This is a genomic window from Aeromicrobium sp. SP1, from assembly GCF_055663785.1.
This window is the reverse complement of the sequence record NZ_JBQVVK010000001.1, coordinates 590,369-615,186: the sequence shown is the minus strand read 5'-3', so window position 1 is coordinate 615,186 and position 24,818 is coordinate 590,369. Positions and strand designations below refer to the sequence as shown.

The 24,818-nt window shown below is 68.7% G+C and carries 23 protein-coding genes and 1 pseudogene; 15 read left to right on the top strand and 9 right to left on the bottom strand.

Annotated elements, in window-relative coordinates:
• Window positions 1-14 precede the first annotated feature (14 nt).
• Entirely contained in the window at window positions 15-1,790 is a 1,776-nt protein-coding gene (gene sucB, locus ACT26F_RS03010) for a 2-oxoglutarate dehydrogenase, E2 component, dihydrolipoamide succinyltransferase (protein ID WP_471668999.1), read from the top strand.
• A gap of 20 nt (window positions 1,791-1,810) precedes the next feature.
• A complete protein-coding gene (locus ACT26F_RS03005; protein WP_471668998.1) occupies window positions 1,811-2,695 on the top strand; it encodes a TIGR01777 family oxidoreductase in 885 nt (294 codons plus the stop codon).
• A gap of 12 nt (window positions 2,696-2,707) precedes the next feature.
• On the opposite strand, the gene ACT26F_RS03000 is transcribed toward ACT26F_RS03005, so the two are convergent.
• Together ACT26F_RS03000 and ACT26F_RS02995 are read right to left on the bottom strand one after the other, a co-directional pair.
• Window positions 2,708-4,006, bottom strand: coding sequence for an HNH endonuclease signature motif containing protein (locus tag ACT26F_RS03000; protein ID WP_471668997.1), 1,299 nt, complete (start codon window positions 4,004-4,006; stop codon window positions 2,708-2,710).
• Between the two features lie 130 nt (window positions 4,007-4,136).
• Window positions 4,137-4,529 (bottom strand): hypothetical protein, encoded by a 393-nt coding sequence (locus ACT26F_RS02995; RefSeq protein WP_471668996.1) that lies wholly within the window; start codon window positions 4,527-4,529, stop codon window positions 4,137-4,139.
• A gap of 66 nt (window positions 4,530-4,595) precedes the next feature.
• On the opposite strand from ACT26F_RS02995, the gene ACT26F_RS02990 reads away from it, so the two are divergent.
• Both ACT26F_RS02990 and lipB read left to right on the top strand, forming a co-directional pair.
• A complete protein-coding gene (locus ACT26F_RS02990; protein WP_471668995.1) occupies window positions 4,596-5,093 on the top strand; it encodes a GNAT family N-acetyltransferase in 498 nt (165 codons plus the stop codon).
• Window positions 5,094-5,097: 4 nt separating this feature from the next.
• Window positions 5,098-5,790, top strand: a complete 693-nt coding sequence (lipB, locus tag ACT26F_RS02985) for a lipoyl(octanoyl) transferase LipB (RefSeq protein ID WP_471668994.1) — start codon at window positions 5,098-5,100, stop codon at window positions 5,788-5,790.
• Between the two features lie 3 nt (window positions 5,791-5,793).
• Here the strand turns inward: lipB and ACT26F_RS02980 are convergent, their stop codons facing one another.
• Complete coding sequence (locus ACT26F_RS02980; protein WP_471668993.1) at window positions 5,794-7,029, bottom strand: MFS transporter; 1,236 nt, start codon at window positions 7,027-7,029, stop codon at window positions 5,794-5,796.
• A gap of 19 nt (window positions 7,030-7,048) precedes the next feature.
• Between ACT26F_RS02980 and ACT26F_RS02975 the strand changes: the two genes are divergently transcribed.
• From ACT26F_RS02975 to ACT26F_RS02965, 3 genes are read left to right on the top strand one after another with little or no spacing between them, the layout of a single operon-like run.
• Entirely contained in the window at window positions 7,049-7,417 is a 369-nt protein-coding gene (locus ACT26F_RS02975; RefSeq protein ID WP_471668992.1) for an ArsR/SmtB family transcription factor, read from the top strand.
• A 23-nt stretch (window positions 7,418-7,440) separates the two neighbouring features.
• A complete protein-coding gene (lipA, locus tag ACT26F_RS02970) occupies window positions 7,441-8,337 on the top strand; it encodes a lipoyl synthase (protein ID WP_471671645.1) in 897 nt (298 codons plus the stop codon).
• Window positions 8,338-8,365: 28 nt separating this feature from the next.
• The gene (locus ACT26F_RS02965) at window positions 8,366-9,073 is read left to right on the top strand and encodes a DUF4191 domain-containing protein (protein ID WP_471668991.1); all 708 of its coding nucleotides are present in this window, start codon (window positions 8,366-8,368) and stop codon (window positions 9,071-9,073) included.
• A 1-nt stretch (window position 9,074) separates the two neighbouring features.
• Here the strand turns inward: ACT26F_RS02965 and ACT26F_RS02960 are convergent, their stop codons facing one another.
• Both ACT26F_RS02960 and ACT26F_RS02955 read right to left on the bottom strand, forming a co-directional pair.
• The gene (locus tag ACT26F_RS02960) at window positions 9,075-9,458 is read right to left on the bottom strand and encodes an RDD family protein (RefSeq protein WP_471668989.1); all 384 of its coding nucleotides are present in this window, start codon (window positions 9,456-9,458) and stop codon (window positions 9,075-9,077) included.
• A gap of 179 nt (window positions 9,459-9,637) precedes the next feature.
• Entirely contained in the window at window positions 9,638-10,150 is a 513-nt protein-coding gene (locus ACT26F_RS02955) for a hypothetical protein (RefSeq protein WP_471668988.1), read from the bottom strand.
• Window positions 10,151-10,517: 367 nt separating this feature from the next.
• Between ACT26F_RS02955 and glnA the strand changes: the two genes are divergently transcribed.
• Window positions 10,518-11,939 carry a type I glutamate--ammonia ligase gene (gene glnA / locus ACT26F_RS02950; RefSeq protein ID WP_471668987.1) on the top strand — a complete coding sequence of 474 codons (1,422 nt, stop codon included), beginning with the start codon at window positions 10,518-10,520 and terminating at the stop codon, window positions 11,937-11,939.
• Between the two features lie 600 nt (window positions 11,940-12,539).
• On the opposite strand, the gene ACT26F_RS02945 is transcribed toward glnA, so the two are convergent.
• Together ACT26F_RS02945 and ACT26F_RS02940 are read right to left on the bottom strand one after the other, a co-directional pair.
• Window positions 12,540-12,956, bottom strand: a complete 417-nt coding sequence (locus ACT26F_RS02945; RefSeq protein WP_471668986.1) for a hypothetical protein — start codon at window positions 12,954-12,956, stop codon at window positions 12,540-12,542.
• A gap of 136 nt (window positions 12,957-13,092) precedes the next feature.
• Window positions 13,093-14,286: pseudogene (locus tag ACT26F_RS02940) on the bottom strand (IS3 family transposase).
• A gap of 112 nt (window positions 14,287-14,398) precedes the next feature.
• On the opposite strand from ACT26F_RS02940, the gene ACT26F_RS02935 reads away from it, so the two are divergent.
• Window positions 14,399-15,733, top strand: a complete 1,335-nt coding sequence (locus tag ACT26F_RS02935) for a hypothetical protein (RefSeq protein WP_471668985.1) — start codon at window positions 14,399-14,401, stop codon at window positions 15,731-15,733.
• 213 nt (window positions 15,734-15,946) lie between these two features.
• Complete coding sequence (locus ACT26F_RS02930; RefSeq protein ID WP_471668984.1) at window positions 15,947-16,309, top strand: hypothetical protein; 363 nt, start codon at window positions 15,947-15,949, stop codon at window positions 16,307-16,309.
• A gap of 161 nt (window positions 16,310-16,470) precedes the next feature.
• On the opposite strand, the gene ACT26F_RS02925 is transcribed toward ACT26F_RS02930, so the two are convergent.
• Complete coding sequence (locus tag ACT26F_RS02925; protein WP_471668983.1) at window positions 16,471-17,463, bottom strand: quinone oxidoreductase family protein; 993 nt, start codon at window positions 17,461-17,463, stop codon at window positions 16,471-16,473.
• Between the two features lie 114 nt (window positions 17,464-17,577).
• On the opposite strand from ACT26F_RS02925, the gene ACT26F_RS02920 reads away from it, so the two are divergent.
• The 5 genes from ACT26F_RS02920 (at window position 17,578) to ACT26F_RS02900 (ending at window position 23,425) form a co-directional block, all read left to right on the top strand.
• Window positions 17,578-18,831 carry an APC family permease gene (locus ACT26F_RS02920; protein WP_471668982.1) on the top strand — a complete coding sequence of 418 codons (1,254 nt, stop codon included), beginning with the start codon at window positions 17,578-17,580 and terminating at the stop codon, window positions 18,829-18,831.
• A gap of 42 nt (window positions 18,832-18,873) precedes the next feature.
• Window positions 18,874-19,311 carry an EamA family transporter gene (locus tag ACT26F_RS02915; protein ID WP_471668981.1) on the top strand — a complete coding sequence of 146 codons (438 nt, stop codon included), beginning with the start codon at window positions 18,874-18,876 and terminating at the stop codon, window positions 19,309-19,311.
• Window positions 19,312-19,532: 221 nt separating this feature from the next.
• Window positions 19,533-21,152: a hypothetical protein gene (locus ACT26F_RS02910; RefSeq protein WP_471668980.1), complete on the top strand. Its 1,620-nt coding sequence runs from the start codon at window positions 19,533-19,535 to the stop codon at window positions 21,150-21,152.
• Window positions 21,153-21,257: 105 nt separating this feature from the next.
• Window positions 21,258-22,292, top strand: coding sequence for a hypothetical protein (locus ACT26F_RS02905; RefSeq protein WP_471668979.1), 1,035 nt, complete (start codon window positions 21,258-21,260; stop codon window positions 22,290-22,292).
• The gene (locus ACT26F_RS02900; RefSeq protein ID WP_471668978.1) at window positions 22,289-23,425 is read left to right on the top strand and encodes a hypothetical protein; all 1,137 of its coding nucleotides are present in this window, start codon (window positions 22,289-22,291) and stop codon (window positions 23,423-23,425) included. The genes ACT26F_RS02905 and ACT26F_RS02900 overlap by 4 nt, the downstream gene beginning before the upstream one ends.
• 127 nt (window positions 23,426-23,552) lie before the next feature.
• Here ACT26F_RS02900 and ACT26F_RS02895 read toward each other — a convergent pair whose 3' ends face one another.
• On the bottom strand, window positions 23,553-24,647 hold the full coding sequence (locus tag ACT26F_RS02895; RefSeq protein WP_471668977.1) for a ScyD/ScyE family protein: 1,095 nt from the start codon (window positions 24,645-24,647) through the stop codon (window positions 23,553-23,555).
• Between the last annotated feature and the right edge of the window lie 171 nt (window positions 24,648-24,818).

Here is a 24,818-nt window from a genome sequence, read left to right as displayed (position 1 = left end):
GGAGCACGGAAACCATGGCAACCGAAGTCACCCTGCCCGCACTCGGCGAGAGCGTCACCGAGGGCACCGTCACCCAGTGGCTCAAGTCGGTCGGCGACACCATCGAGGTCGACGAGCCGCTGCTGGAGATCTCCACCGACAAGGTCGACACCGAGATCCCGTCCCCCGTCGCCGGCACGATCCTGGAGATCCGTGCCGAGGAGGACGAGACCGTCGAGGTCGGCGCCGTCCTGGCGATCATCGGCGACGCTGACGAGAGCTCGTCCGACGACGGCGGCTCGCAGGAGCCCGCCGGCGACGAGGCCGAGTCCGCGCCGGAGTCGCCCGAGGACGAGGCCGAGGAGGCCCCGGCCGACGACGAGCCGCAGACCGCGGGCGAGATCGCGTCGGAGCCCGACGAGGAGGCTCCCGCGCCGCAGGCCGACGCCAAGCCTGCCGGTGGCAGCGGACACGCCGTGACCCTGCCCGCGTTGGGCGAGAGCGTCACCGAGGGCACCGTCACCCAGTGGCTCAAGTCGGTCGGCGACACCGTCGAGGTCGACGAGCCGCTGCTGGAGATCTCCACCGACAAGGTCGACACCGAGATCCCCTCCCCCGTCGCGGGCACGCTCCTGGAGATCAAGGTCGCCGAGGACGAGACCGTCGAGGTCGGTGCCGAACTCGCGATCATCGGCGAGGAGGGCGCGGCCCCGGTCGAGTCCGAGCCGGAGCCCGAGCCTGAGCCCGAGCCCGCGAAGGAAGAGTCTGCGCCGGAGCCCGAGCCGGAGTCCGAGCCCGAGCCGGCCAAGGATGAGCCCGCGCCCGCGCAGGAGGAGCCGAAGGCCGAGCAGCCCGCTCCGGCCGCATCGTCGGAGTCCTCCGACGCCTCCGCCGAGAGCGGCTACGTCACGCCGATCGTGCGCAAGCTCGCGAAGCAGCACGGCGTCGACCTGGCCGACGTCACCGGGTCCGGTGTCGGCGGTCGCATCCGCAAGCAGGACATCCTCGACGCCGCGGAGAAGGCCAAGGCCGCCCAGGCGCCTGCGGAGGCTCCCGCCGCCTCGGCTGCGGCTCCTGCCGAGGCCTCGCCGCTGCGCGGTCGCACCGAGAAGCTCTCGCGCCTGCGCAAGATCATCGCCACGCGCATGGTCGAGTCGCTGCAGATCGGCGCCCAGCTGACCCAGGTGCACGAGGTCGACGTCACCGAGGTCGTCCGCCTGCGCGCCCGCCACAAGAACGCGTTCGCCGAGCGTGAGGGCGTCAAGCTGACGTACCTGCCGTTCTTCGCGAAGGCGGCCATCGAGGCGCTCAAGCTGTACCCGCAGGTGAACTCGGCACTCGACCTCGAGGCCGGCACCGTCACCTACCCGGACGGCGAGCACCTGGGCATCGCGGTCGACACCGAGCGCGGCCTGCTCGTCCCGACGATCAAGGACGCCGGCGACCTCAACATCGCCGGGCTCGCCCGCAAGATCGCCGATGTCGCCGAGCGCACCCGCACGAACAAGATCGCGCCCGACGAGCTCTCCGGGGCGACGTTCACGATCACCAACCTCGGCAGCAACGGGGCCCTGTTCGACACGCCGATCGTCAACCAGCCCCAGGTCGCGATCCTGGGTGTCGGCGCGATCGTCAAGCGTCCCGTCGTGATCACCGACGAGCACGGCTCGGACTCCATCGCGATCCGGTCGATGGCCTACCTGGCCCTCACGTACGACCACCGGATCATCGACGGCGCCGACGCCGGTCGCTTCCTGACGGCGATCAAGGAGCGCCTCGAGAGCGGCTCCTTCGAAGGCGAGTTGGGCTGAACCGTGGTGGACTGGCTCACATGCGAGTCGTGATCGGGGGCGCGTCGGGATTTCTCGGCGCGCCCCTGGTCGATCACCTCCGCGAGCGCGGTCACCACGTCACGGCGTTGGTCCGCCGCTCGGCCGGGGTGGACGAGTCCTGGTGGAAGCCGTCGGAGGGCCTGATCGACCAGACGGTCGTCGACGCTGCCGACGTCGTCGTGAACCTGTCCGGCTCGCCCATCCAGCAGTGGCCACGCACGCCCTCGCGCAAGCGGCAGATCCTCGCGTCCCGCGTCGGCGCCACGGGCACCCTCGCCCGGGCGATCGCCGCCGCACCCGCCCCGCCCGCGTTCCTGTCCGGTTCCGGGATGTCCTGGTACGGCGTCGACCGCGGCGACACCGAGCTGACCGAGGACGCCGGCCCAGGGACCGGGTTCCTCGCCGGGGTCGCCCAGCAGTGGGAGGCCGCCGCCGGACCTGCCGTCGACGCCGGCGCCCGCGTCGCGTTCCTGCGCACGAGTCTCGTGATGGACGGCTCGGGCGGGGCCCTCAAGCTCATGGCGCTGCCGTTCCGGTTCGGTCTCGGCGCACGGCTCGGCGATGGCCGGCAGTACATGTCGACGATCTCGCGGCGCGACTGGGTCTCGGCCGTCACGCACGTGCTCGAGGGCGAGCTGAGTGGGCCCGTCAACCTCGCGATCCCGGACTCGGTCACCAACCGTGGCTTCACCCGCGCCCTGGCCGCCACCGTCCGCCGGCCGGCGTTCCTCGCGGCGCCGTCGTTCGCGCTGCGGCTCGCCCTCGGCAGCATGGCCGACGACCTGCTCGGCTCGCTGCACCTGCGACCCGCCGCTCTCATGGCCGACGGCTTCACGTTCGCCGACCCCGGCATCGACCGGGTCCTGCGCACCGCCCTGCGCTGACCCGCGCCGCGTTCAGGCGGCGAGAGGTCGGTACCTCTGATTGCGTTGCCACGTTCCTCGGACGAGGAACTCGGGCATCGCGTCGGTGGCGAACCGGATCGGTATGTCCGCCTCGTGCACGAACCGATGGTGATGTCCGCAGAGCAGGACGCCGGTGTCGGTGTTCGTCGGTCCGCCGCGGCTCCAGGGGATCGCGTGGTGCGCCTCGCACCAGCCCGGTGGTCGATCACAGCCCGGGAACGCGCAACCCAGGTCGCGTTGGGCGAGCGCGACACGTTGCGCGGCGGTGTGGTGTCGTTTCGCGCGTCCCTCGTCGAGCACCTGCGAGGTCCCGTTCATCACGGTCGGGAGGATCCCGGCGTCGCAGGCGAGCTTGCGGAGTTGGCCGGCCGAGATGCGGGTGCCGTACTCGGTCACCCCGGCCCGATCGGTGGCACCGCGCAGCGTGGTCTCGTCGACGGTGACGACCAAGGTCGCGGCGACGCCGCCGTGGTTGCCGTAGCAGTCCCGCGGCAGGTGTCGGACGATCTCGGTGAACGCCTCACCGGCCTTCTGGCCCGGGGTCAGGCGTGTGGTTTCGACAGGCTCAACCACCGGATTGTCCTGCTGACGTTCGGTGATGGCGAGGCGGCGGGGGTTGGTCTTGGACTCGATCACCGCACGCAACATGTCCGCCGACACCGGGTCGGTCCTGCCGCCGAACGGCACCAGACCCGTGGTCTCGTCCGGGTTCCCGATCCAGAACTCGCTCAACTGCCTTTGGGCATGCTCGGCCCGTTCCAGCCGGGCGTTCTCGATCCGGTCCGCCCGCTCCCGATCGACCACCTCGACCGCCCGGGCGGCCTTGCGACCCAACTGCTCCACCGACATCGCCAGGGCGGCGCTGGTCAGGTCCGATTCCACCCGATCGCGCTGGTCGGCGCTCAGGTCCGCCGGCAGGTCGTCAAGTGCCGTCGTCACGATGCGTGCCTTCGCCGCTGACATGCCCGGCTTCGCGAAGGCCTCTTTGACCCGAGGCGCCGACTCGAGCCGATTCGCGAGCCGGACCTGCGATGCCGCTTCGCGCGTCGACACGCCCGCCTCGCGGGCCACCAAGGCCGTCAACGACGTCGCATCCGTCGCACGGTGGGCGTTCTTGCGATCCGCCGCCGCCAACAGGGCCAGGTTCAGGGCTTGCGCCTCCCGCAGCACGGACTGCACCACCCGAGTCGCGTCAGCCAACTCGGCAGGAGTCAGCGCATCCAGATCGCTCGCACGCGCCGCAGCCAAGACCCGCGGCCCCGACCCGATCTGCGCCAGCAACGAACTCACGATTCCCCCGAACCTTCACCCCAGAACTACGAACTGATGTTCCCATTCTAGCCGATTCGGACTGACACAAGAGCGTTGTTCACAGGCCCAATTTCTTCGGCTTGACGCATGACCCGCCCACCGGAGGGACTCACCTCACCGCCACGATGCGCCAGCGACCCTCGTGGGCGAGAACGATCCAGCGGCGGTCCCAGCCGTCGGCAGGCAACGACCGCCGAGAGCCGTCGGGCAGGACGGCGACCGTCGGCCCGAGCCGTTCGACGACCTCCACGGCATCGCGGCCGACCTCGCGACACGACGCCCGCTCGGTCCGCGCGCCCTGCACGGAGACCTCGCGATCACGCCACGCCGCGAGGCTCGCCACGTCAGTCGATCCCGCGCCGTCGGCGTACAGACCGGCGAGCAGCTCGGTGTCACCGGTTCGCCACGCGTGGGCCCTGACGACGTCCACGGCCGCGAGCGCTTCACACCGGTCGGCGCCGGGCACGAGCAGGACCACGAGCGCGGCGATCAACTCCCCCATGGCCGCAGCCTCACGGGCCCCGGGTGCCGTGTCGAACGCCCGTCCACAGGCTGCGACCATGGGGCGGTGGTGACCATCCGACCGGCGATGACCGACGACCTGCCCGCGATCCTGCAGATCCACAACGACGCGATCGCGACGACGACGGCGATCTGGGACGAGCAGCCCGTCGACCTCGCCGACCGCCGTGCGTGGTTCGAGGCGAAGCAGGCCCACGGGCACCCGGTGATCGTCGCGGACGTCGACGGCGCGGTCGGTGGCTACGCCGCCTACGGCGAGTTCCGGCCTCGCGCCTCGTACCGGCACACGGTCGAGGACTCGGTCTACGTCCATCCCGACCATCGTCGTCAGGGACTCGCCCGGCTGCTGCTGACGTCGCTCGTCGGACTGGCCCGCGAGGACGCCGACGCGCATGTCGTCCTCGCGCTCATCGAGAGCGGCAACGCCGTGTCGATCGCCCTGCACGAGGAACTGGGGTTCACCGTCGCCGGGACGCTGCCCGAGGTCGGTCGCAAGTTCGGCCGGTGGCTCGACCTGACGATCCTGCGGCTCGGCGTAGGCTGACCGGGTGCTCTTCCGCCAGGACTGGTACGGCGATGCCGCCCTCGACTACACACAGGCGTGGCAACTGCAGCGCGACCTGCATGCCGAACGCGTCGCCGAACGCATCGACGACACGGTGCTGCTGCTCGAGCACCCTGCCGTCTACACCGCCGGCAAGCGCACCGAGCCCCATGAGCGGCCTCGCGACGGCACGCCCGTCGTCGACGTCGACCGCGGCGGAAAGATCACGTTCCACGGCCCCGGCCAGCTGGTCGGCTACCCGATCACGAAGCTCCCCTCGCACGTCCTCGTCGTCGACTACGTGCGCCGCGTCGAGGAGGCGTTGATCCGGTCGCTCGCCGAGTTCGACCTCGCCACCGGCCGCGTGCCGGGTCGGTCGGGAGTCTGGCTCGCCGAGGCGCCCGGTCGGCCCGAGCGCAAGATCGCCGCGATCGGCATCCGGGTCTCGCGCGGCGTCACGATGCACGGCTTCAGCCTCAACTGCGACGTCGACCTGGGCTGGTACGAGCGGTTCGTGCCGTGCGGCATCGCGGACGCCGGGGTCACCTCGATGGACGTCGAGCTGGGCCGCGACATCCCACCGCCGCAGGTGGCTCCGGTCGTCTCGCGCCACCTCGTCGACCTGCTCGCGTGGCGGCCGTACGAGCCCTCCCCCGACCTCGCGCGGGCGGAGTACGCGACCCTGCCGCTGACGTAGTCGTCAGACCTCGAGGTCGACGTCGGCGTCGGGCGCGTCCAACCGCCAGCCGAGCACCCCGGCCACCACGCTGGCCAGCGCCACGCACACGAGGAACGGCGCGAGGATCTGCTGCAGGCTCCAGACCGTCGCAGCCCAGCCCGCCAGGATCGTCGGCACGGCCATCGCCGCGTACGCCAGCACGTAGAAGGCGCTCATCACCTCGCCACGGTGTCCCGCCGGGACGACGTCGCCGAGGTGACGCAGCGAGCTGCCGAAGGCGAGTCCGAAGAAGAAGCCGAGCACGCCCGACGCCAGCAGGATCGCGACAGCGGAGCCACTCCGGATCGCCACGATCGAGACCAGCAGCATGACCGCGGTGCCCGTGTCGCCGGCGACGGCGGCCGTCCGCGGCGTCCAGACGACCGCGACGAGCTGGCTCACGGCCGCGGCGAGCGCCGACACCGCGACAACTCCCCCGGCGAAGACCAGGTTGTCCGTGTGGACGGCGGCCGACGCGATGGAGGGGAACAGCGAGAGGAAGACGCCCAGGACCGACCACGAGGCCATGACGCCGATCGCGGCGAACCGGAAGTCCGCCAGGATCGCGGCCGGCACGTGCGGACGGGCGATCCGCAGGACGGGCGCGCGGTCCTCCACATGGGACTCGTGCATCGCCACGACGCCCACCAGCAGGACGGCGACGAGCGCCCCCAGCAGGACGTACGGGGTGACGAGCGGGTACGAGCCGTACTGGGCGACGAGCGACGTCATCACGATCGACAGACCGATGCCCACGTTGAAGGCGATCCCGGTCCACATCCCGGTGCGGGCTCCTTCGTCCGGACGCAGGTCCAGCAGTGACGCGGAGGCGACCACGACGATCGCGCCGACCGAGACGCCGTGGATCGCGCGTGCCACCAGGAGCCACGCGACCGACGGCGCGACGGCGAAGACCATGAGGCCGACCAGCAGTCCGACGGCGGCCAGGAGCAGGACCGGCCGGCGGCCGACGCGGTCCGACACCGCGCCGGTCACCAGCACGCTGAGCAGTGCGCCCACGGCATAGACGGCGAAGACGATCGTGGTGGTGATCGGCGTGAAGGCCCACTGCTGGGCGTAGACGCCGTAGAGCGGCGCGGGAGCGCCCGAGATCCCCAACGACACCGCAATCAGGACCATGAGCCACGGGTAGGCCCACCGCTGGGCGGCCGTCCGGCCCGCAAGCACGGTGGTATGTTTGATGCTGATCGAACTCATGCCGTTCAGCGTAGGTTCGATGACGATCGAACGCAAGGGACGCGAGGAGGATCACATGACCGAGGAGCTGCCGGCGGTCTCCGAGGTGGCGGACGTCCCCACGGTCCTGGCCGCGATCGCCGATCCGGTGCGCCTCGAGATGGTGCGCCGGCTCGCCGGATCGCCGGATCGCACGGCCGCCTGCCACACGCTCTACGACGGCATCGGCAAGTCCACCGCCAGCCACCACTTCAAGGTGCTGCGCGAGGCGGGGCTGACCGAGCGCCGTTACGTCGAGGGCGTCCTCAACCAGCGCCTGCGGCTCGAGGCGGTCGGCGAGCGGTACCCCGGCCTGCTGGACTCGGTGGTCGGCGCGCTCGATGCCGCGCCACGTAGGGTGGACGAGTGACCATCGCTCCCGAAGGCCGGAAGATGTTGCGCCTCGAGGTTCGCAACGCCGAGACCCCGATCGAGAAGAAGCCCGCGTGGATCAAGACGCGAGCCAAGATGGGGCCGGAGTACCAAGAGCTCACCCGACTCGTGAAGAGCGAGGGGCTGCACACGGTCTGCCAAGAGGCGGGCTGCCCCAACATCTTCGAGTGCTGGGAGGACCGCGAGGCCACGTTCCTCATCGGCGGCGAGCAGTGCACGCGCCGCTGCGACTTCTGCCAGATCGACACCGGCAAGCCCGAGGCGCTCGACCGCGACGAGCCGCGCCGGGTCGCCGAGAGCGTGCAGACGATGGGCCTGAAGTACGCGACGATCACCGGCGTCGCCCGCGACGACCTGCCCGACGGCGGCGCGTGGCTGTACGCCGAGACCGTGCGCAAGATCCACGAGCTCAATCCCGAGACGGGCGTCGAGAACCTCATCCCCGACTTCAACGGCAAGCCCGAGCTGCTCGAGGAGGTCTTCGACTCGCGTCCCGAGGTGCTCGCGCACAACGTCGAGACCGTCCCGCGGATCTTCAAGCGGATCCGTCCGGCGTTCCGCTACGACCGCTCGCTCGACGTGCTGACGCAGGCCCGCAACTACGGACTGGTCACCAAGTCGAACCTGATCCTGGGCATGGGCGAGACCCGCGAGGAGGTCTCGCAGGCGCTGCGGGACCTGCACGCTGCCGGCTGCGAGCTGGTCACGATCACGCAGTACCTGCGGCCGTCGGCGCGTCACCATCCCGTCGAGCGCTGGGTCAAGCCCGAGGAGTTCGTCGAGCTCAAGGACGAGGCCGACGAGATCGGATTCTCCGGTGTCATGTCGGGTCCGCTGGTCCGCTCCTCGTACCGCGCGGGCCGGCTCTACCAGCAGGCCATGGACGCCCGTTCCTGACGTAGACCCCTGAAGTAGAATTCCCCCTATGTCCAGCCCCGCTCCCGCCGTTCCCCAGGGTCGCCTCGCGCAGTTGCGCCAGGCGTACCGGATGACCAAGCAGTCCCAGCGCCACATCGGACTGCTGCTGCTCGGCGTCTTCCTGCTCACCGCGGCCGTCGTGGCGGGCCTCAGCGTGCTGCTGCTGGGCACGGGCTGGTTCGCGATCATCATCACCGTGCTGCTGGCACTGACCACCTCGGCGCTCGTGACGATGCTGCTGTTCGGGCGACGCGCCGAGAAGGCGATGTACGCCCAGGCCGAGGGGCAGGTCGGTGCCGGTGCCGGCGCGCTGCAGATGCTGCGCAACGGCTGGACCGTCAAGCCCGCCGTCGGCTTCACGAAGCAGCAGGACGTCGTGCACCGCGTCGTCGGCAAGCCGGGCGTCGTCCTGGTCGGCGAGGGCCAGCACGCCCGGGTCAAGAACCTCCTCGGCGCCGAGGTGAAGAAGCACCGGCGGATCGTCGGCGACGACGTCCCGGTCACGTCGCTGGTCGTCGGTCGCGGCGAGGGCGAGGTCCCGCTGCCGAAGCTGGTCAAGACGGTCAAGAAGCTGCCGAAGGCACTCAAGCCCGCGCAGCAGACCGACGTGCTCTACAAGCTCAAGGCCCTCGACGCGATGCGTCCGGCCGCCCCCATGCCGCGCGGCCCCGTGCCGACGAGCATGAAGGGCGCCCGCAAGATGATGCGCGGCTGAGCTACGACGCGTAGACGACCTTGCTGCCGGCCGCGAGGTCGTGCAGCCCTCGCTTGTCGTCGGTCATGACGATCGCGGGGATCACGAGGCTGAGCAGAACGGTGCGAAGCAGCGCCCGCAGGACGCCGATCGGTCGGCCGTCGGGGTCGATCAGCCGCAGGCCCATGATGCGCTTGCCGATTGAGAAGCCGGTGAGGCCGACGAGGATCGCCACCTCGATGACGAACACCCCGTTGATGATCAACTGGTCGCGGATGCCGTCGGGCGGGAACCGCACGCCGGTCCACCCGAACAGCGCCACGGCCGAGAACGCGGCGATCACCCAGTCGATGAGCAGCGCCACGATGCGCCGACCCAGGGACGGCTCGTCGAAGGTCTCGGTCACGGCCCCAGCCTAGGCAGCGGCGCCAGCCTCCCGCGGATCGGGTCGAACGACCGTCAGGGCGCGAGGTGCAGGAGCGCGGACTCGCGGTGTCGGGAAGTCCAGCTCTCCTCCCCGGCTCTGAGACAGCCCCGAGAACGGCGTCCCCGATCAAGGGCGGAAGGTGGTCCCACAAGCGCCGCCTAGGACCGGCGCAGACGTTTCACTAGCGGGGCCTCGTCGAACCGCTCACCGCCTGCGCCGTACGAGATGAAGAACTGAGCCGAGACGTATTTCGTCGCGTGCCCCTTCAGACACGACCGCGGCACCTTCAGCCGCACGACCTGCGGACCCCAGCTCCCCGAGATGCCCTCGCACGTGCGCTTCTTGAGGTCGAAGTGGTCGAAGTAGAGCAGGCTCACCTTGGCGGGCTTGCCCTTGATCTGGCGGATCCGCACCACGTACCCGGCCTCGAAGATCTCGTAACGCGACACCAGGAAGTCGGCGGTGCCGGACCTGCCGAGCTCGGGGATCTTCGCGGAGACGCGCACCCGGTCGGACTCGTGGGTGTACCGCACCTTGGTGATGTCGATCCGGGCCGGCGCGTCACCGGCGGGGTCGGTCCTGTCGACCGTCTGGGCGGAGGCCGGTGCAGCCACACTGCCCACGAGCAGTGCTGCTCCGAACAGCGCGGGGACCAAGGTTGAACGCCTCATCGTCGGCTCCTTCAGCAGGCGGGCACCGTGCACGCCCTCTCCCCACGGTGAGCGGCGCGCCGTCAGCCCGATACGTGCGGAACGGGTTGCTACCCCGGGGCGCAGAATGGACAGGGGACGGATGTGTTGCACACGTCGGTATGGATCGGGTCGCCCTTCGGTGGGGTTTGTTGCCGCACCCCTCCGAAGTACTGAGTTCCGCACGTTTTCGAGCCGCGCCCGGCGGCCCGCCGCCGACTCGAAGCCGCGTAACCTGCATGTAACAATCCGGTGATGGTCGGGAAACTGCCCCGGCCTACCGTCGACTCGGACGCAGGGAGCTTGCGTCCGACCGATCTATCCACCGCTTCGCGGTCGAGGAGGCCACATGTTCGGCAACGCCGACGAATTCTTCAAGTTTGTCCGGGACGAGGACGTCAAGTACATCGACATCCGTTTCACGGATCTCCCGGGCATCCAGCAGCAGGTGACGATGCCGATCTCGGCGTTCGACGAGGGCACCGCCGCCGAGGGCGTCGCGTTCGACGGCTCGTCGATCCGCGGCTTCCAGACGATCGACCAGTCGGACATGAAGCTGCTCCCCGACTACGGCACCGCTTACGTGGACCCCTTCCGCAACCCCAAGACGATCGCGATGGACTTCTTCGTCCACGACCCGATCACCGGCGAGGCCTACTCGCGCGACCCGCGCAACATCGCCCGCAAGGCCGAGGCGTACCTCAAGACCACCGGCATCGGCGACACCGCGTTCTTCGCTCCCGAGGCCGAGTTCTACATCTTCGACCGCGTCTCGTACGGCACGAGCGCGTACAAGTCGTACTACGAGATCAAGTCGGTCGAGTCGGCGTGGTCGACGAGCGACGACGTCGACGACAACCGCGGCTACAAGGTCCGCTACAAGGGCGGCTACTTCCCGGTCCAGCCGACCGACCGCTTCGCCGATCTGCGCAACGACATGATGACGTACCTCTCGGAGTCCGGTCTCGTGCTCGAGCGCGGCCACCACGAGGTCGGCACCGCCGGTCAGGCCGAGATCAACTACAAGTTCGACACGCTGCTCAAGGCCGCGGACGACACGATGAAGTTCAAGTACATCGTCCGCAACGCCGCCTGGGCCGCGGACAAGACCGTGACCTTCATGCCGAAGCCGATCTTCGGTGACAACGGCTCGGGCATGCACGTGCACCAGTCGATCTGGAACAACGGCGAGCCGCTGTTCTACGACGAGGCCGGCTATGGCGGACTGTCCGACACCGCGCGCTGGTACATCGGCGGCATCCTGAAGCACGCGCCGTCGCTGCTGGCCTTCACGAACCCGTCGGTGAACTCCTACCACCGTCTGGTCCCCGGCTTCGAGGCGCCCATCGCGCTCGTCTACTCGGCCCGCAACCGCTCCGCCTGCGTCCGCATCCCGATCACGGGCTCGAACGCCAAGGCCAAGCGCATCGAGTTCCGCTGCCCCGACCCGTCGAGCAACCCGTACCTGGCGTTCTCCGCGCTGCTGCTCGCCGGCATCGACGGCATCAAGAACAAGATCGAGCCCGCCGCCCCGATCGACAAGAACATCTACGAGCTCCCGCCGGAGGAGTACGCCGAGATCGACATGGTCCCGACGTCCCTGAGCGCCGTCCTCGACAACCTCGAGGACGACCACGAGTTCCTCACCGCTGGTGACGTGTTCACGCCCGACCTGATCGAGACGTGGATCGACTACAAGCGCAACGAGGAGATCCTCCCCGTGCAACTGCGCCCGCACCCGCACGAGTTCGAGCTGTACTACGACATCTGATTTGGAGGTTTTCAGCCTCTGTCAGTAGTGCTGGAAAACGGCCCCTGACCTGGGAAAACGTCTTTCGACGCCTTCCAGCGTCTGGGGTCGTTTTTCGTTCTCGTGCGTACCCAGTGCACCCCAAGAGCCAGTCTGTGGAGCTGCGTCGAGGGGCCTCGCGCTGGCCGTGAAGAGTGAGATCGGACACGTGTCCTGTGCATCTGGGATCATCTCCGCCGACGCGGGCCACGAGAACGGCGGGCCAGAGCACAACCCAGCAATCCGTCGGCGGGGAGCCTCTGGAGCATGCGATGCCGGCGGAACTGTGACCTAGCGAGAGGGATTTGAACCCGAATCCTCTGGGCGCCATCAGAGGCGTCGCGACAACTACGGAGTCAAGCCGGAAGCTACCGATTCACTCGGTGTGGTGAGGGATTCGCCCTCGCTTCCGTCTCACGGTACCCGTCTGATGCGGTGTGTGCCGTGCCCAATCTGGACTCTATTTGGACCCCGATCGAATCCGGCCGGGAACGGACCACCCGCACCCATTCGCGGCGATATGCAGCAGACTCCCCGGCCGTTTCTGAATGGGTCGCTGCGCCTGTCACCGACCGCGAGCCGCTACTGAGCGACCCGGAGACCGTCGCCCAGGAGTGGGCCGATGTGATCTCTGATCAGTGCCCTTGACTTCGGGGTATCGGACACCTTCGTCAGCGTCTGGCGATAGGAAGTCTGAAGCGTGACAGGCGAGGATCTGAAGTCACGAATCCAGTTCACTCCCACGCGGTGCCCGTCGGTGGCGGGCACAGTCACCACGCCGATGGCCTTGACGAGCATCGTCTTGAAGTCATTGTTCATCTGCTTGGCGATGAGCACGTCGCCCACGTCCATCAGCGCCAGGTTCGGCACCTGCTTCTGGTAGCTCGGGTCCGACTCCAGGTCGTGCCACCCCAACACCCACTCGTTCGCGTCAATCCACTCGTCGAGCATCTCCCGTGCTCCCTGGCCATGCCAACCGCCGTGGATGGTCCCGACCATGAAGAAGTTCGTCACACAACTCACGCCCTTTCACGTGTGGCTACGAATGAACCCCCGACCCCCAAGTCAACGCTATCGACCGGTTAGGTACACCGACGTGCAAGAGGTCTGGTGCAGGAACTGGTGACAGTTTCGGTTAGGCCGCTTGGACGGCGGTTGGGGCCATGATGATCTCGTATTCGACCGGGGTCAATCGCCCGAGGGCGGCCTGCCTCCTGCGCCGGTGATAAGTCCTTTCGATCCATCGGACGATCGCGGTCCGTAGTTCCTCCCGGGTGGCCCAGGGGCGACGGTTCAGAAAATTCTTCTGCAGCAGCGAGAAGAACAACTCCATGGCCGCGTTGTCGCCAGCAGCGCCGACTCGGCCCATCGATCCGACCATGGCGCGTGACGGTCGGGCGCGTGAACGAACTTCCTGCTGCGGAACTGCGACCCGCGGTCGGTGTGAAGCACGCAGCCGGCCACGTCCCCTCGGCGGGCGACCGCGTTGTTGAATGCTGCGACCGCGAGCCGGGACTTCATCCGCGAATCGATCGAGTAACCGACGATCCGGTTGGAGTAGACGTCCTTGATCGCGCAAAGATAGAGCTTGCCCTCCCCGGTCCAGTGCTCGGTGATGTCGGCCAGCCACAACTCGTTCGGGGCGTCGGCATCGAACTGGTGACGGGTCACGCCGTGCTTGTCAACGATGGCGCACAGATCGTCGTGGACCGGTGGCCCGGGCTTCTTGCCGTTCCTGCCGCGCTTCGTGCCGAACGCTGACCACCAGCCCAGGTTCGAGCAGATCCGCCACGCGGTCCGCTCGACCATCGACTGCCCGGCATCGCGAGCCTCACGACCAGGAACCGATATCCGAACCCCGGGTCGTCGCGGTGAGCGTCGAACAACGCGTTCGCACGATGAGCCCCAACCGACTCGGCATCGGTGACCGGTTGGACCAGCCAGGGGTAATACGGCTGTCGGGCGATCTTGAGCACCCGGCACGTCACCGCGACGGGACTCCCGTCGACGGCCAGCTCGCGGACGAGCGGGTGCATCATTTTCCCGGCAGATTCGCCTGCGACAGATACGCCGCCGCGCGACGCAGCACCTCGTTCTCCTGCTCGAGCAGCTTGATCCGCTTGCTCGCCTCACGCAACGCTTCGGACACGTTCGCCGCCCGCGCGGCCGGCGACGGGTCGGCCGACTGGCGATCGTCGATGGTGAGCCACCACTTCAGGCACGACGGCGAAATACCGAAGCCCTTCGCGACCTGAGCAATCGAGGCATCCGAACTCTTGAAGACCCGGATCACGTCCTCGCGGAACTCTCGGGGAAACGCCTCGGGCATGGTGCACATCCTTCCAGCGCCGACACACATCGACGCAGATCAGATGTCACCTATTCGTGCAGCAGACCCAACCGCCACAATCCGTCGGCCCGGCTGACTAGCCTTAGCGACGATGCTTCCCACCGTAATCACCATCATCGTCATCGCAACGTTCGTCGCTGCGGGTCTGTTTTGGCGTCGTACGAGACGCCCATCCCTAGGCCGGCAGCATGTCCCACCGGTCACCTCGGAGGTGGTATTGGCTGAACGTCGCCCCGAGTTCCCGGAAGCCGGACTTCTGGTTGCAGACGAGGTGCTCCGTGTGACCGGCTCGTCAGACGTTGCGGTGTGGGACGCCCTCGAAGCTGCAGCAGTGCCGATGGCCGTCGAGTACTTCCCCGTAACCGAAGCCGAACTCACCAAGTACCGAACCATCCCCGTCAACGCTGCGGCCCAGCAGTCCGTGAGCGAGATCGTGAAGGCACTCAACCCGAACAACCCGACCTTGTACCGGGTAGTCCTCCCGAAGGGTGCCGAACTCGTCAAGGCCGCTGGAACCTCAGGTTTTCGGGGTTTCGCTCGCGGCGGGGGCAAGATCACGGCGCAGGCGGTTCTCAAGCCTGTTGCGGCCGGAGGTGCGGTCGCTGCCGGCTGGCCCATCTTCGCGGTTGCAGGCACGGTGATGGTCATGGACATGGTTGGGAAGCGCGAGCTTCGCGCTCATCAGCGACGTGTCGAGACGATTCTCGGTAGGCAAGAAGAGCGGCACTACATCGAGAGGATCAAGGACCAACGATCGGCCGATACCCAATTGACGCGCGCAATTGGCCTGATGCTTGATGGTCGCAATCCGAACATGGAGCTTGCCCTTAAGAGCGCGGATGACGAGTTTCACCGCTCACAACAGTTCCTGCACAAGTACCGCGGCGCCATAGAGCAACTCGTTGGTGCCGACGGAAAGGTCGACTACCGCCGCTTGGAGGAAAGGCTCGGCGGCGGAACAAAGGACCTCGACTACTTCCTGCGCGAACTTCACATGGCTCGGGGCGCTATCGCAATTCGACGAAAGGCACTCCTCGCATACGCGGCGTCGGTCGCTCTTGCTGACCCTGACAACCCGTACACGGCGCTACGTAAGGTTCTGGATTCGCACGTGAGCGAGTTGGAGGAAGCAGACGAGGTCGCCTCGGCCATCACCAAGCAACTCACCGAAATTCAGCTGAAGGGTGGCTGGTCAATTCCCAAGGCGTTGAAGAAGCAGGAGCGCATTCGTTCGCTGGCGTCGGCCCCGAGCTTCGATGAAGACGTTGAGCTTCGCTTTCTCAGGACTCGTTCGGGCGAGATCGTGCAGGTCATCGCTATCGACGATGACGGCGTGGAAGACAGCCCAAGTGGGATCACTTCGGGCGATGATCCTGATCCGCCGAGCACCCCTCTCCCAGCACCGTCGGATGATCCAACCCCTTGAACAAGGGCACCCAGGTGTACGAGGGGCGCCGGTCTCGTCTATCCCGTCGGCCACGAGTGGGCTTCAGACGTCTCGAAGTCCCTGCGGCGCTTCGCGTTCAACGAGGACGGACATCGCGTCACACAGAAGCTCATCTCCGCCACGCTCAGGATGGCCGCTACGGCCGGGCTCCACCAGTCGCTCCCCACCCGTGAGCTCCGCAAAGTCGACACGATGGCGAAGATTGTTGTAGCTGGCCGAGCACTGGTCGATGTCGGCAGTCTGTTCCCCGCAGCCGTCGCAGAAGAGCTCACCGTCGAAGACGTACCCAACAATCGCATCGCCACGGCCTGCCAAGGGATCGAGGGCGGGTACGTCGCCGAGAGAACCGGGTCGACATCAGGCGGAGCCTCGGGCGAGCGCGCAGGCGCTCGCGGCGTACACCTCGGGGACTTCGTCCTCAGCAAGGTCGCGAAGGCGCGCAACGGGAAGGCGGATCTGGTCCGCTATCCCCAGACCACGAGACCGCCGCTCGTCGTTCCGTTTCTTCGGGCTGACGTCACCGCAATGCTGATGACGAACTCCGGACGCTCATGACCGTCGGAGCGGCCATCCCGGCCCGAGTAGTCGCGACAACCCCATATTGGGGCACCCGTCCTCCACCATGTACAGCACGCAGGACCGATCATGTGAGTTCTATCCTGCCTTGGAGTTCGAGGCCTTGGAGAAGCAGTCGCAGACTCGAGCGTCGAGCGGGCTCAGCCGGCGCTCGGCATGACGACCACGACGTTGCCGACCTTGCGGCCGCTGTCCACGTAGGCGTACGCGGCCCGCAGGTCGTCGAAGGCGAAGGTGCGGTCGACGACGGGTCGGTAGGCGCCGCGTTCCATGAGTGAGGCCAGATGCGCGGCGAGGGCCGCGTTGGCGTGCGGCAACGGGAATCGCACGTGGCGACGCCCCCACCTGCGGGCCAGCGGGCCGATGGCGGTGAGCAGGATGTTCTGCCCACCCCGGCCCAGGTCCGAGGAGACGTAGCAGCCTCCTGGACGGAGCAGCGGGCGCGCGGCACCGAACGAGAGGTGTCCCGTCGCGGCGAACACCGCGTCGAAGTCGCCTCCCGCCGACCGCAGCGCCTCGCCGCCGTCCAGCTCGATCACCCGCGTGGCCCCGAGATCGGTGAGCAGTTCCGGACGGTCGGGCGGCAGCCGGTCGCACGCCGCGACCACCTCCACGCCCTCGGCGCGCAGCAGCTGCACGAGCGCCGAGCCGATGCCCCCGGTCGCACCGTGGACGAGAGCCCGGTCTCCCGGTCCCAGGCCGGACACCCGAAGACAGGCGTGGGCGTAGTGCGCCCCCTCCATGCCCGGAGCCGCGTCGGCCAGGTCCCAGCCGTCCGGCACCGGCGCCGTCAGCCCGTCGACCTCGACGGCGACCAGCTCGGCGTGGGCGCCGGGGCGGCCGTCGACGAACCCGAACACGCGGTCACCGACGGCGTACGCTGCGACGCCCTCCCCCACGCCCACCACGACCCCGGCGTACTCCGAGCCCAACACCTGGATGCGAGGACTCGGCCACCCGCAGAAGACGCGGTTGATCCACGGTCGCCCGGACCGGTAGGCACAGTCGGTCCGGTTCACGGTCGTCGCGTGAACCCGCACGACGATTTCGCCGCGACCAGGAACCGGCTCGGGGATGTCGTCGAAGCGGAGGACGTCGGGGCCGCCGTACCGCCGCCGAAGCGCTGCACGCACCCTCTCAGTATGAGCGCGGACCGGTCCACGTCCCGGACGCGACTCCCCCGTCGAGGTGAGCCGCGGAGTACCGTCGTCCTGGCTCCTTGGTGACGCGCGAAGCAGGAGATGGCGATGAACTCGAGTCCGGCGCTGGCCCGCAGACTCGGCACCGTCGACGCGGTGACGATCGGTCTGGGGTCGATGATCGGCGCCGGGATCTTCTCCGCCTTCGCGCCCGCCGCGGCGGCTGCGGGGACCGGGCTGCTGGTCGGCCTGGCGATCGCGGCGGCCGTCGCCTACGCCAACGCGACCTCATCGGCCCAACTGGCCGCCCAGTATCCGACCTCGGGCGGCACCTATGTCTACGGTCGCGAGCGGCTGGGCCCGTGGCCGGGATTCCTGGCTGGGTGGGGGTTCGTCGTCGGCAAGACCGCGAGCTGCGCGGCGATGGCACTGACCTTCGCGGCCTACACCGCTCCGGTGGAGTGGCAGAAGCCTGTCGCCGTGACGGCGATCCTCGCCCTGGCGGCCGTCAACTACGTCGGCGTCACGCGCACCGCGAAGCTGACGCGCCTGCTCGTCGTCGTCGTGCTGATCGCGCTCGTCCTCGTCATGGTCGTCGGGCTCAGTGCGGGAGGCCCCGCTGCAGACCTGGGTGGGGACCTGTTCGCCGAGGGTGCGTACGGCGTGCTGCAGTCGGCGGGCCTGCTGTTCTTCGCCTTCGCCGGATATGCCCGGATCGCGACGATGGGCGAGGAGGTCAAGGCACCCGAACGCACGATTCCGCGCGCCATCACGATCGCGCTCGCCATCGTGCTGGTGCTCTACGCAGGCATGGCGATCACGTTGCTGCTGGTGCTCGGACCAGGACCGTTGGCGGCCTCGACCGCACCGTTGGTCGATGCCGTGAGGGCCGCGGACGCCGCGTGGGCGACCCCCGTCGTCCGGGTCGGCGCGGCTGCCGCGGCGCTCGGTGCCCTGCTGGCGCTGATCGCGGGAGTGGGACGGACGACTCTCGCGATGGCCCGCAACGGAGACCTGCCCGCGTGGCTGGCCGCCGTGCACCCGAGATTCCTGGTCCCGCACCGTGCCGAGATGACCCTCGCCGGCGTGATGAGCGTCCTCGTGCTGACCACCGACCTGCGTGGCGCGATCGGATTCTCCTCCTTCGGCGTGCTGCTCTACTACTTCGTCGCCAACGTCTCGGCGCTCACCCAGTCCGCGGAGCATCGCCGCCATCCCCAGGCACTGCAGGTGCTCGGCGCGATCGGCTGCCTCATCCTGGTCGCGACCCTCCCGGTCGCATCGATCGCCGCCGGCCTCCTCGTCCTGGCCGTCGGCGTCGGCTACCGGCTCCTGCGACGAGGAGGAGGATCGTCGTCATGACCATCCACGTCCGGCTGGCACCACCCACGAGAGGCGGATCCGATGACTGACGGGCTGATGAGCAGCTGGGTCTTCTGGGCACTGTTGTCGGCGGTGTTCGCGGCACTCACCGCGATCTTCGCGAAGGTCGGGATCGAGGGCGTCGACTCCGACGTCGCGACCCTGATCCGCACCGTCGTGATCCTCGCGACCCTGGGGGTGATCCTGCTCGTGCTCGGCAAGCTGCACGACCCGGGTCCGCTCAGCCCGAGGACGTGGACCTTCCTCGTGCTGAGCGGACTCGCGACCGGCGCGTCATGGCTGTGCTACTTCCGGGCACTGTCTCACGGGCCGGCGTCGCTCGTGGCTCCGATCGACAAGCTCAGCGTCGTGTTCGTGGCCGTCTTCGGCGTGATGTTCCTGGCCGAACGGCTCGACCCGGTGCAGTGGCTCGGCGTCGCGCTGGTCGGCGGTGGAGCCGTGCTGCTCGCCCTCGGCTGACCGTCCGTTTGCCCGGTCGGCACTCTTCCTGAACGCAGATCAGGCGGTGCCCCGCGCGGCCCCGAAAAATCTTTGGCACCAAATTTCCATATATGATTGACGATATAGGAGGGGTGCCCAAGACTGTGTCCACCGCACGCCATGATGCGCGCGGCGCAGAGACAGGTTCTGCTACTCAACTCGCCCCGTAGTGGGGCGTTTCCGATGAGGAGTATGGGTAGATGAATTCACGGAACAGGTACGTCGCCGCCCTGGGGGCGACTGCGCTGGCAGCAACGGGTGGCATGGTCGCCCTGAGCAGCACGCCAGCCGCCGCAGCCACGAGCACGCTCAACTGCAAGACACTCAGCACGATCGCGCCGTGGACCTCGGACTTCAACCTGAGCTTCAGCCCGGCGTCCCCCTCGCCCGGCCAGGTTGTCACGGTCACGCTCTCGTTCGCCCCCGGTCCGACCAACGGCCCCGTGGCCGTCGGGCCCGGCAACGGAGTCCCGATCACGCCGAAGGCGACGGTCGCGCTGTCGGGCGCCGGCTCCGGCAACCTCCAGCTGGCGGGCGCAGTGCTCGGCGACACCGCACCGGGTCAGGTCATGCCCGGCGGCTCGATGAGCGGCACGTTCACCGCGCAGCCCGGCGTCACCGACCTGCGGGTCAGCAACATCCTGTTCGACGCCAGTGTCCCGACGAACTGCAACCTCGGCACCGACCCGGTGACGTCGCCCGTCGTGACGAACATCACCGGCTCGGTCGGTGCGTCGAACGCCACGGCGACGATCGCGTCGATCACCAACCAGACGGTGACCACCCACGCCCGGGCCAACGACGTGATCAACTTCAACGCGTCGGGCTTCATCAACAACGGCACGGGCTCGGCCCAGCTCTGCGACTCCGACGGCACGAACTGTGGCGCGGCGTCGACGTTCACCCTCGCCAGCGGCAGCGGCTCGGGCACCCTGACGGTCCCGACCGGCGTCACCGGCGCCAAGGCGCTCAAGCTCAGCAACGGCGCTGAGCAGACGCTGAAGTCGATCACCATCCTCGGCAGCCCGACGATCACCACCAACATCGCTGGTGGCGGCACGGGCACGACCGTCACGGTGACCGGCACCAACTGGGATCCGAACCAGGCAGTCTCGGTGGGCGGCTTCAAGGCCGGTCCTCCGTTCCCGCCCGGTGCCACCTCCGACCCGACGGTGAGCGCCACGGCGAACGCCAGCGGCAACATCTCGACCACGTTCACGGTCAACGACCCGCTGACCGTCTACATCGGTGGCTCGAAGTCCCACGGCGCGGGCGCGATCTTCACCTCGAAGCCGTTCGCCTTCTCCGGCGACACCTGCGTGGCGAAGCCCAGCTCGACCGGCAACTGCGAGGCTCTCGAGACCGTGACCCTCACGGTCACCGCCGGTGAGCTGAAGATGTCGAAGGACGCCGGCAACGTCGTCCTGTCGCCCGTCACCCTCGACGGCGCGGCGCACCAGTCGACCGGTTCGCTGCGCGACGTCACCGTCAAGGACTACCGCGGCAGCTCGCTGGGTTGGTCGCTGACGGGCAAGTTCAGCGGCCTCAGCGGCCCGGTGGCGATCGCCCCGAGCAAGCTGAGCTGGACGCCGACCTGCACCCCGGGTGGCAACAACGATGACACCGTCACCGCTGGTGCGGCCGGTGCCTTCGTCGACAGCGCGACCGCGCAGCCGCTGTGCTCCGTGGTGGCCGGCAACCTCGGTGCGGACCTGGTCAGCGGTGGCGACACCGTGGCCGACGCCGCACTGACGCTGGACCTGCTCGCCAACCAGGCGGCGGGCAACTACACCGGAACGCTCACCCTCACGCTGTCGTGATCGTGACGTCCGACTGAACACCCTCGACCCGGGTGGGCGCCCCTGGCGCTCACCCGGGTCGACGGTCGCTCGAACCGAGTGGCCGCACCTGCGAGGAGCACGACCATGATTCACCCAGACTCCATCTGGCGCCGCGGCGCACTGGCCCTGCTCGGCCTCGTCATCGCCGTCCTCGCCACCTGTCTGGGCAGCGTCCCTGCCCACGCCGCCGACAACGGCGCGTGGTCGGTGACCCCCACACCACAGGACACGGCGAACCCGGCGCCGCGCAACTACTTCGTGCTCGAGGGCGAGCCCGGGACGAAGATCAAGGACAAGGTCCGGCTCCAGAACTGGACGAAGGCCCCGATCACCTTCAAGCTCTTCGGCGCCGACGGCTTCAACACCGAGCAGGACGGCTTCTTCGCGCTCAAGGGCTACGGCGAGAAGATGACCGATCTCGGCCGCTGGGTCACGCCCCTGACGTCCCAGGTCACCGTGTACGGACTCACCCAGGTCGACGTCCCGGTCACCGTGAAGATCCCCCGCAACGCCACCCCCGGCGACCACGTCGGCGGCGTCGTCGCGATGAACGTCTCCGTCGAGTCCACCAAGAAGGACGCCGAGGGCATCGAGGTCGGCATCCAGCGGGCGGTCGGCGCCCGCATGTACGTCCGGGTGGCTGGGCCGACCACGCCCGGGCTCGAGGTCGAGAACGTGACGCTCCACCATGACCGCGGCCTGATGCCGTGGACCGGCTCGGGTCGCGGCACCGTCGGCTACGCGGTGAAGAACACCGGCAACGTCCGCCTCTCCCCCGAGGCCGTGATCCGCCTGAGCGGGCTCACCGGCGAGATCACCTCCGTCGACGGCAAGGGCCTGACCGATCTGCTGCCCGGTGAGACCGCGCGCGTGAACCAGAAGGTCGACGGCATCCCCTCGTTCGGAAAGGTCACCACGAGCGTCACCGTGACCACGAAGGACGGACTGACCGACCAGGCCTCCACCAGCACGTGGCTGATGCCGTGGCCGGCGCTGCTCGTGCTCCTGGCGCTGATCGCGGTCGCGATCTGGCTGATCCGTCGCCACCGAGGCACCGGCGTCCGGCGGGTCGCGGCCGCCGAGGAGGCACCCCAGCTCACCGTCTCGGGCCGCCCGTGAGGACCAGATCCACCCGAGCGCTGGTGCTCGCCCTCCTCAGCTGTGCCGTGATCTCGATCGGCGGCTGGGGCAGTCCGGTCGCGGCCGCAGACGGTCCCTCCGGTGTCGTGCTCCCCTCGAGCGCGCGGCCCGGCGAGACGGTCGAGATCGGCAGCAAGGGCTGGTCCGACGGCGCGCAGATCCAGGCGGTCGTCTGCGGCGCCTGGGCGATCGGCGGTTCCAACACGTGCTACCTGCCCGGCGCGGCCCTCGGTCGCGCGGACAACCGGGGCAGGGTGCACCTGCAACTGACCGTGGCCGCACCGCCGCGACCGTGCCCGTGCGTCGTCCGGCTCACGAGCTTCTCCGGTGACGCCGAGTCAGTGAGCCTGCCGATCGACGTGATCGGACACAAGGTCGCCGCCGTGCCCGTGACGAAGCAGCCGGCTCCCGACCTGCAACTGACCGCCGTGACGATGCAGGGCGCCGGTTCCACCCTGCGCCGGCTGCTCGGACTGGGCGGTTCGGCCGAGGTCCTCGTCACCGTGACGAACCGCGGTGACGCGCCGGCGCCGGTCCCCGCGCTGCGGGTCGGGCTGGGTGACGGCGAACTCGGCGAGCCACAGAGCATTGACGCGACGGTTCCGCCGAGGCAGAGCCGCACGCTGCCCCTCGAGGTCGATCTCCCGATCGGATCGATGGGCTCGCAGCAGGCCACGGTGGCGTGGGCGAAGGACACCGACGCCCAGGTCTCGACCAGCTGGAGCACCTACCCGTGGTTGCTGGTCGGGTTCCTCGTGTCGCTCGGCGTGCTCGCGCTGCTGTGGTTGTGGTGGACGCGCTGGGGCCGGGCACGCGCCGCCGAGCGTCGGCGCCGGGCCGACGAGGTCGCGGTCTACCAGCTCCCGGACGTCGTCTACGTCGAGGAGATCGGCGGACTGCTGGTCAACCCCGCGGCGCTGCGCGGATCGCGGACGCTCGACCGCGTCCGGGCACGGATCTCCCCCGACGACCTGCTGCGGCTGGCCGCGGGCGGCCAGATCGACCTGCCCTCCGAGGACGTCCCGGCGATGACCGCGGAGGACTGGAGCGAATCGGTCTTCGGCAATTTCGTTGAAGTGGGAGACGAAACGGGCCGTCGAACCATACAATAAATGATATACGACTACTCGGGAGTCGGCCCCCAGACGGCGAGCCCCTCATGTCACCTGTCGGCATGAGGGGCTCGCTTCGTCAAAGTATTCCATCACCACGACCCGAGCTCGGGCCGTGGTCCACGGACTACTCGAACGCGCGGTCCGAGACCGCCACCACCTGTCCGGCAGCGGGGATCCCGAGGAACCCGGCGATCGACCACGCCGACGAGTAGAGCTTGCCGTCGCGCCACAGGACGCCGGTCGGCATCGTGACCTGCGCCTCCGTGCGCTTGCCCCACGGCGTGACCTTCACGATCTGGCCGACCGTCGACGGATCGAAGTCCGGTCCCGGCTCGCCCTCGGGAGCGCCCTCGAGCACCTCCGAGACGTAGAAGGTGCCATCGGCCCGCACCGCGACGCCGGTCGGCGCCGAGAAGCCCGAGATCACCTTGCGGATCTTGCCGGAGCGGGCGTCGAGGATGTAGACGCGACCCTCGCCGGGCGCCTCGCCGGTCAGGGCGGAGACGTAGAGCGTGCCCCACGGGCCATAGGCCACGCCCGTCGGCACGGCATCGCAGCCGACCGTGTTCTCGTCGTTGTTCGGGCGTCCCTCGCAGGCACCCGTGTTGACCGTCGGCGGCACGAAGAACGGCGTGACCTTGCCCTTCTTGCTCACCCGCCAGACCGTGTTGGCCCCGCCGTCGGCGACCAGCAGGCCACCTCCCCGGCCACGCTGGGCGATGACGCTGAACGGGTTCGACAGCGCGTCGAGCGGGGCGCCGTCGGGACCGAACTGCGTCTGCTTGTCCGGGTTGTACTTCAGCTCCGCCGCGAGCAGGTCGGCGAACTGCGTGACCTTGCCGTGCTTGGCGACCAGCACCGAGGACCCCGGGAACGGGCCGGCCGGCGCCGACGGATCCGCCTCGCCCGTGATGACGAACGTGCGGCCTCGCGCGTGCACGGCGCCGCTGGCGGCCCCGGCGCCCAGGCCGTCGACGACGGTCTTGATCTTGCCGCTGCGGGGATCGACCGAGATCACGCGGCCGGCACCGGACTCGGTGACCAACAGGTCGTGACCGATCGAGGAGACCTGGAAGGGACCTTCGAGACCCTGCGCAAGCACGGTGACGGGCTGGCTGGGCTGGGGCTTGCCGCCGTGCGCTGACGCGGACGGGGCAAAGGCGAGAGCGGCAGTCGCGGCGACGCCGACGACGGTGAGCTTGCGTGGGATCTTTGTCATCTCGGGCTCCAATGGCAGGGGGGACGGGTTCCCGAGAAAGTGATCTGGATCACATTAGCGAACGCGCTCGGCGTGGGGAACCCCCCAATTCCGGGGCGGTGGCGACCGCCCGATCGCCGTTCACCTCGCCGCGGGACAGTGGTCCACCTAGGCTGACGGCCGGAGGTGCGC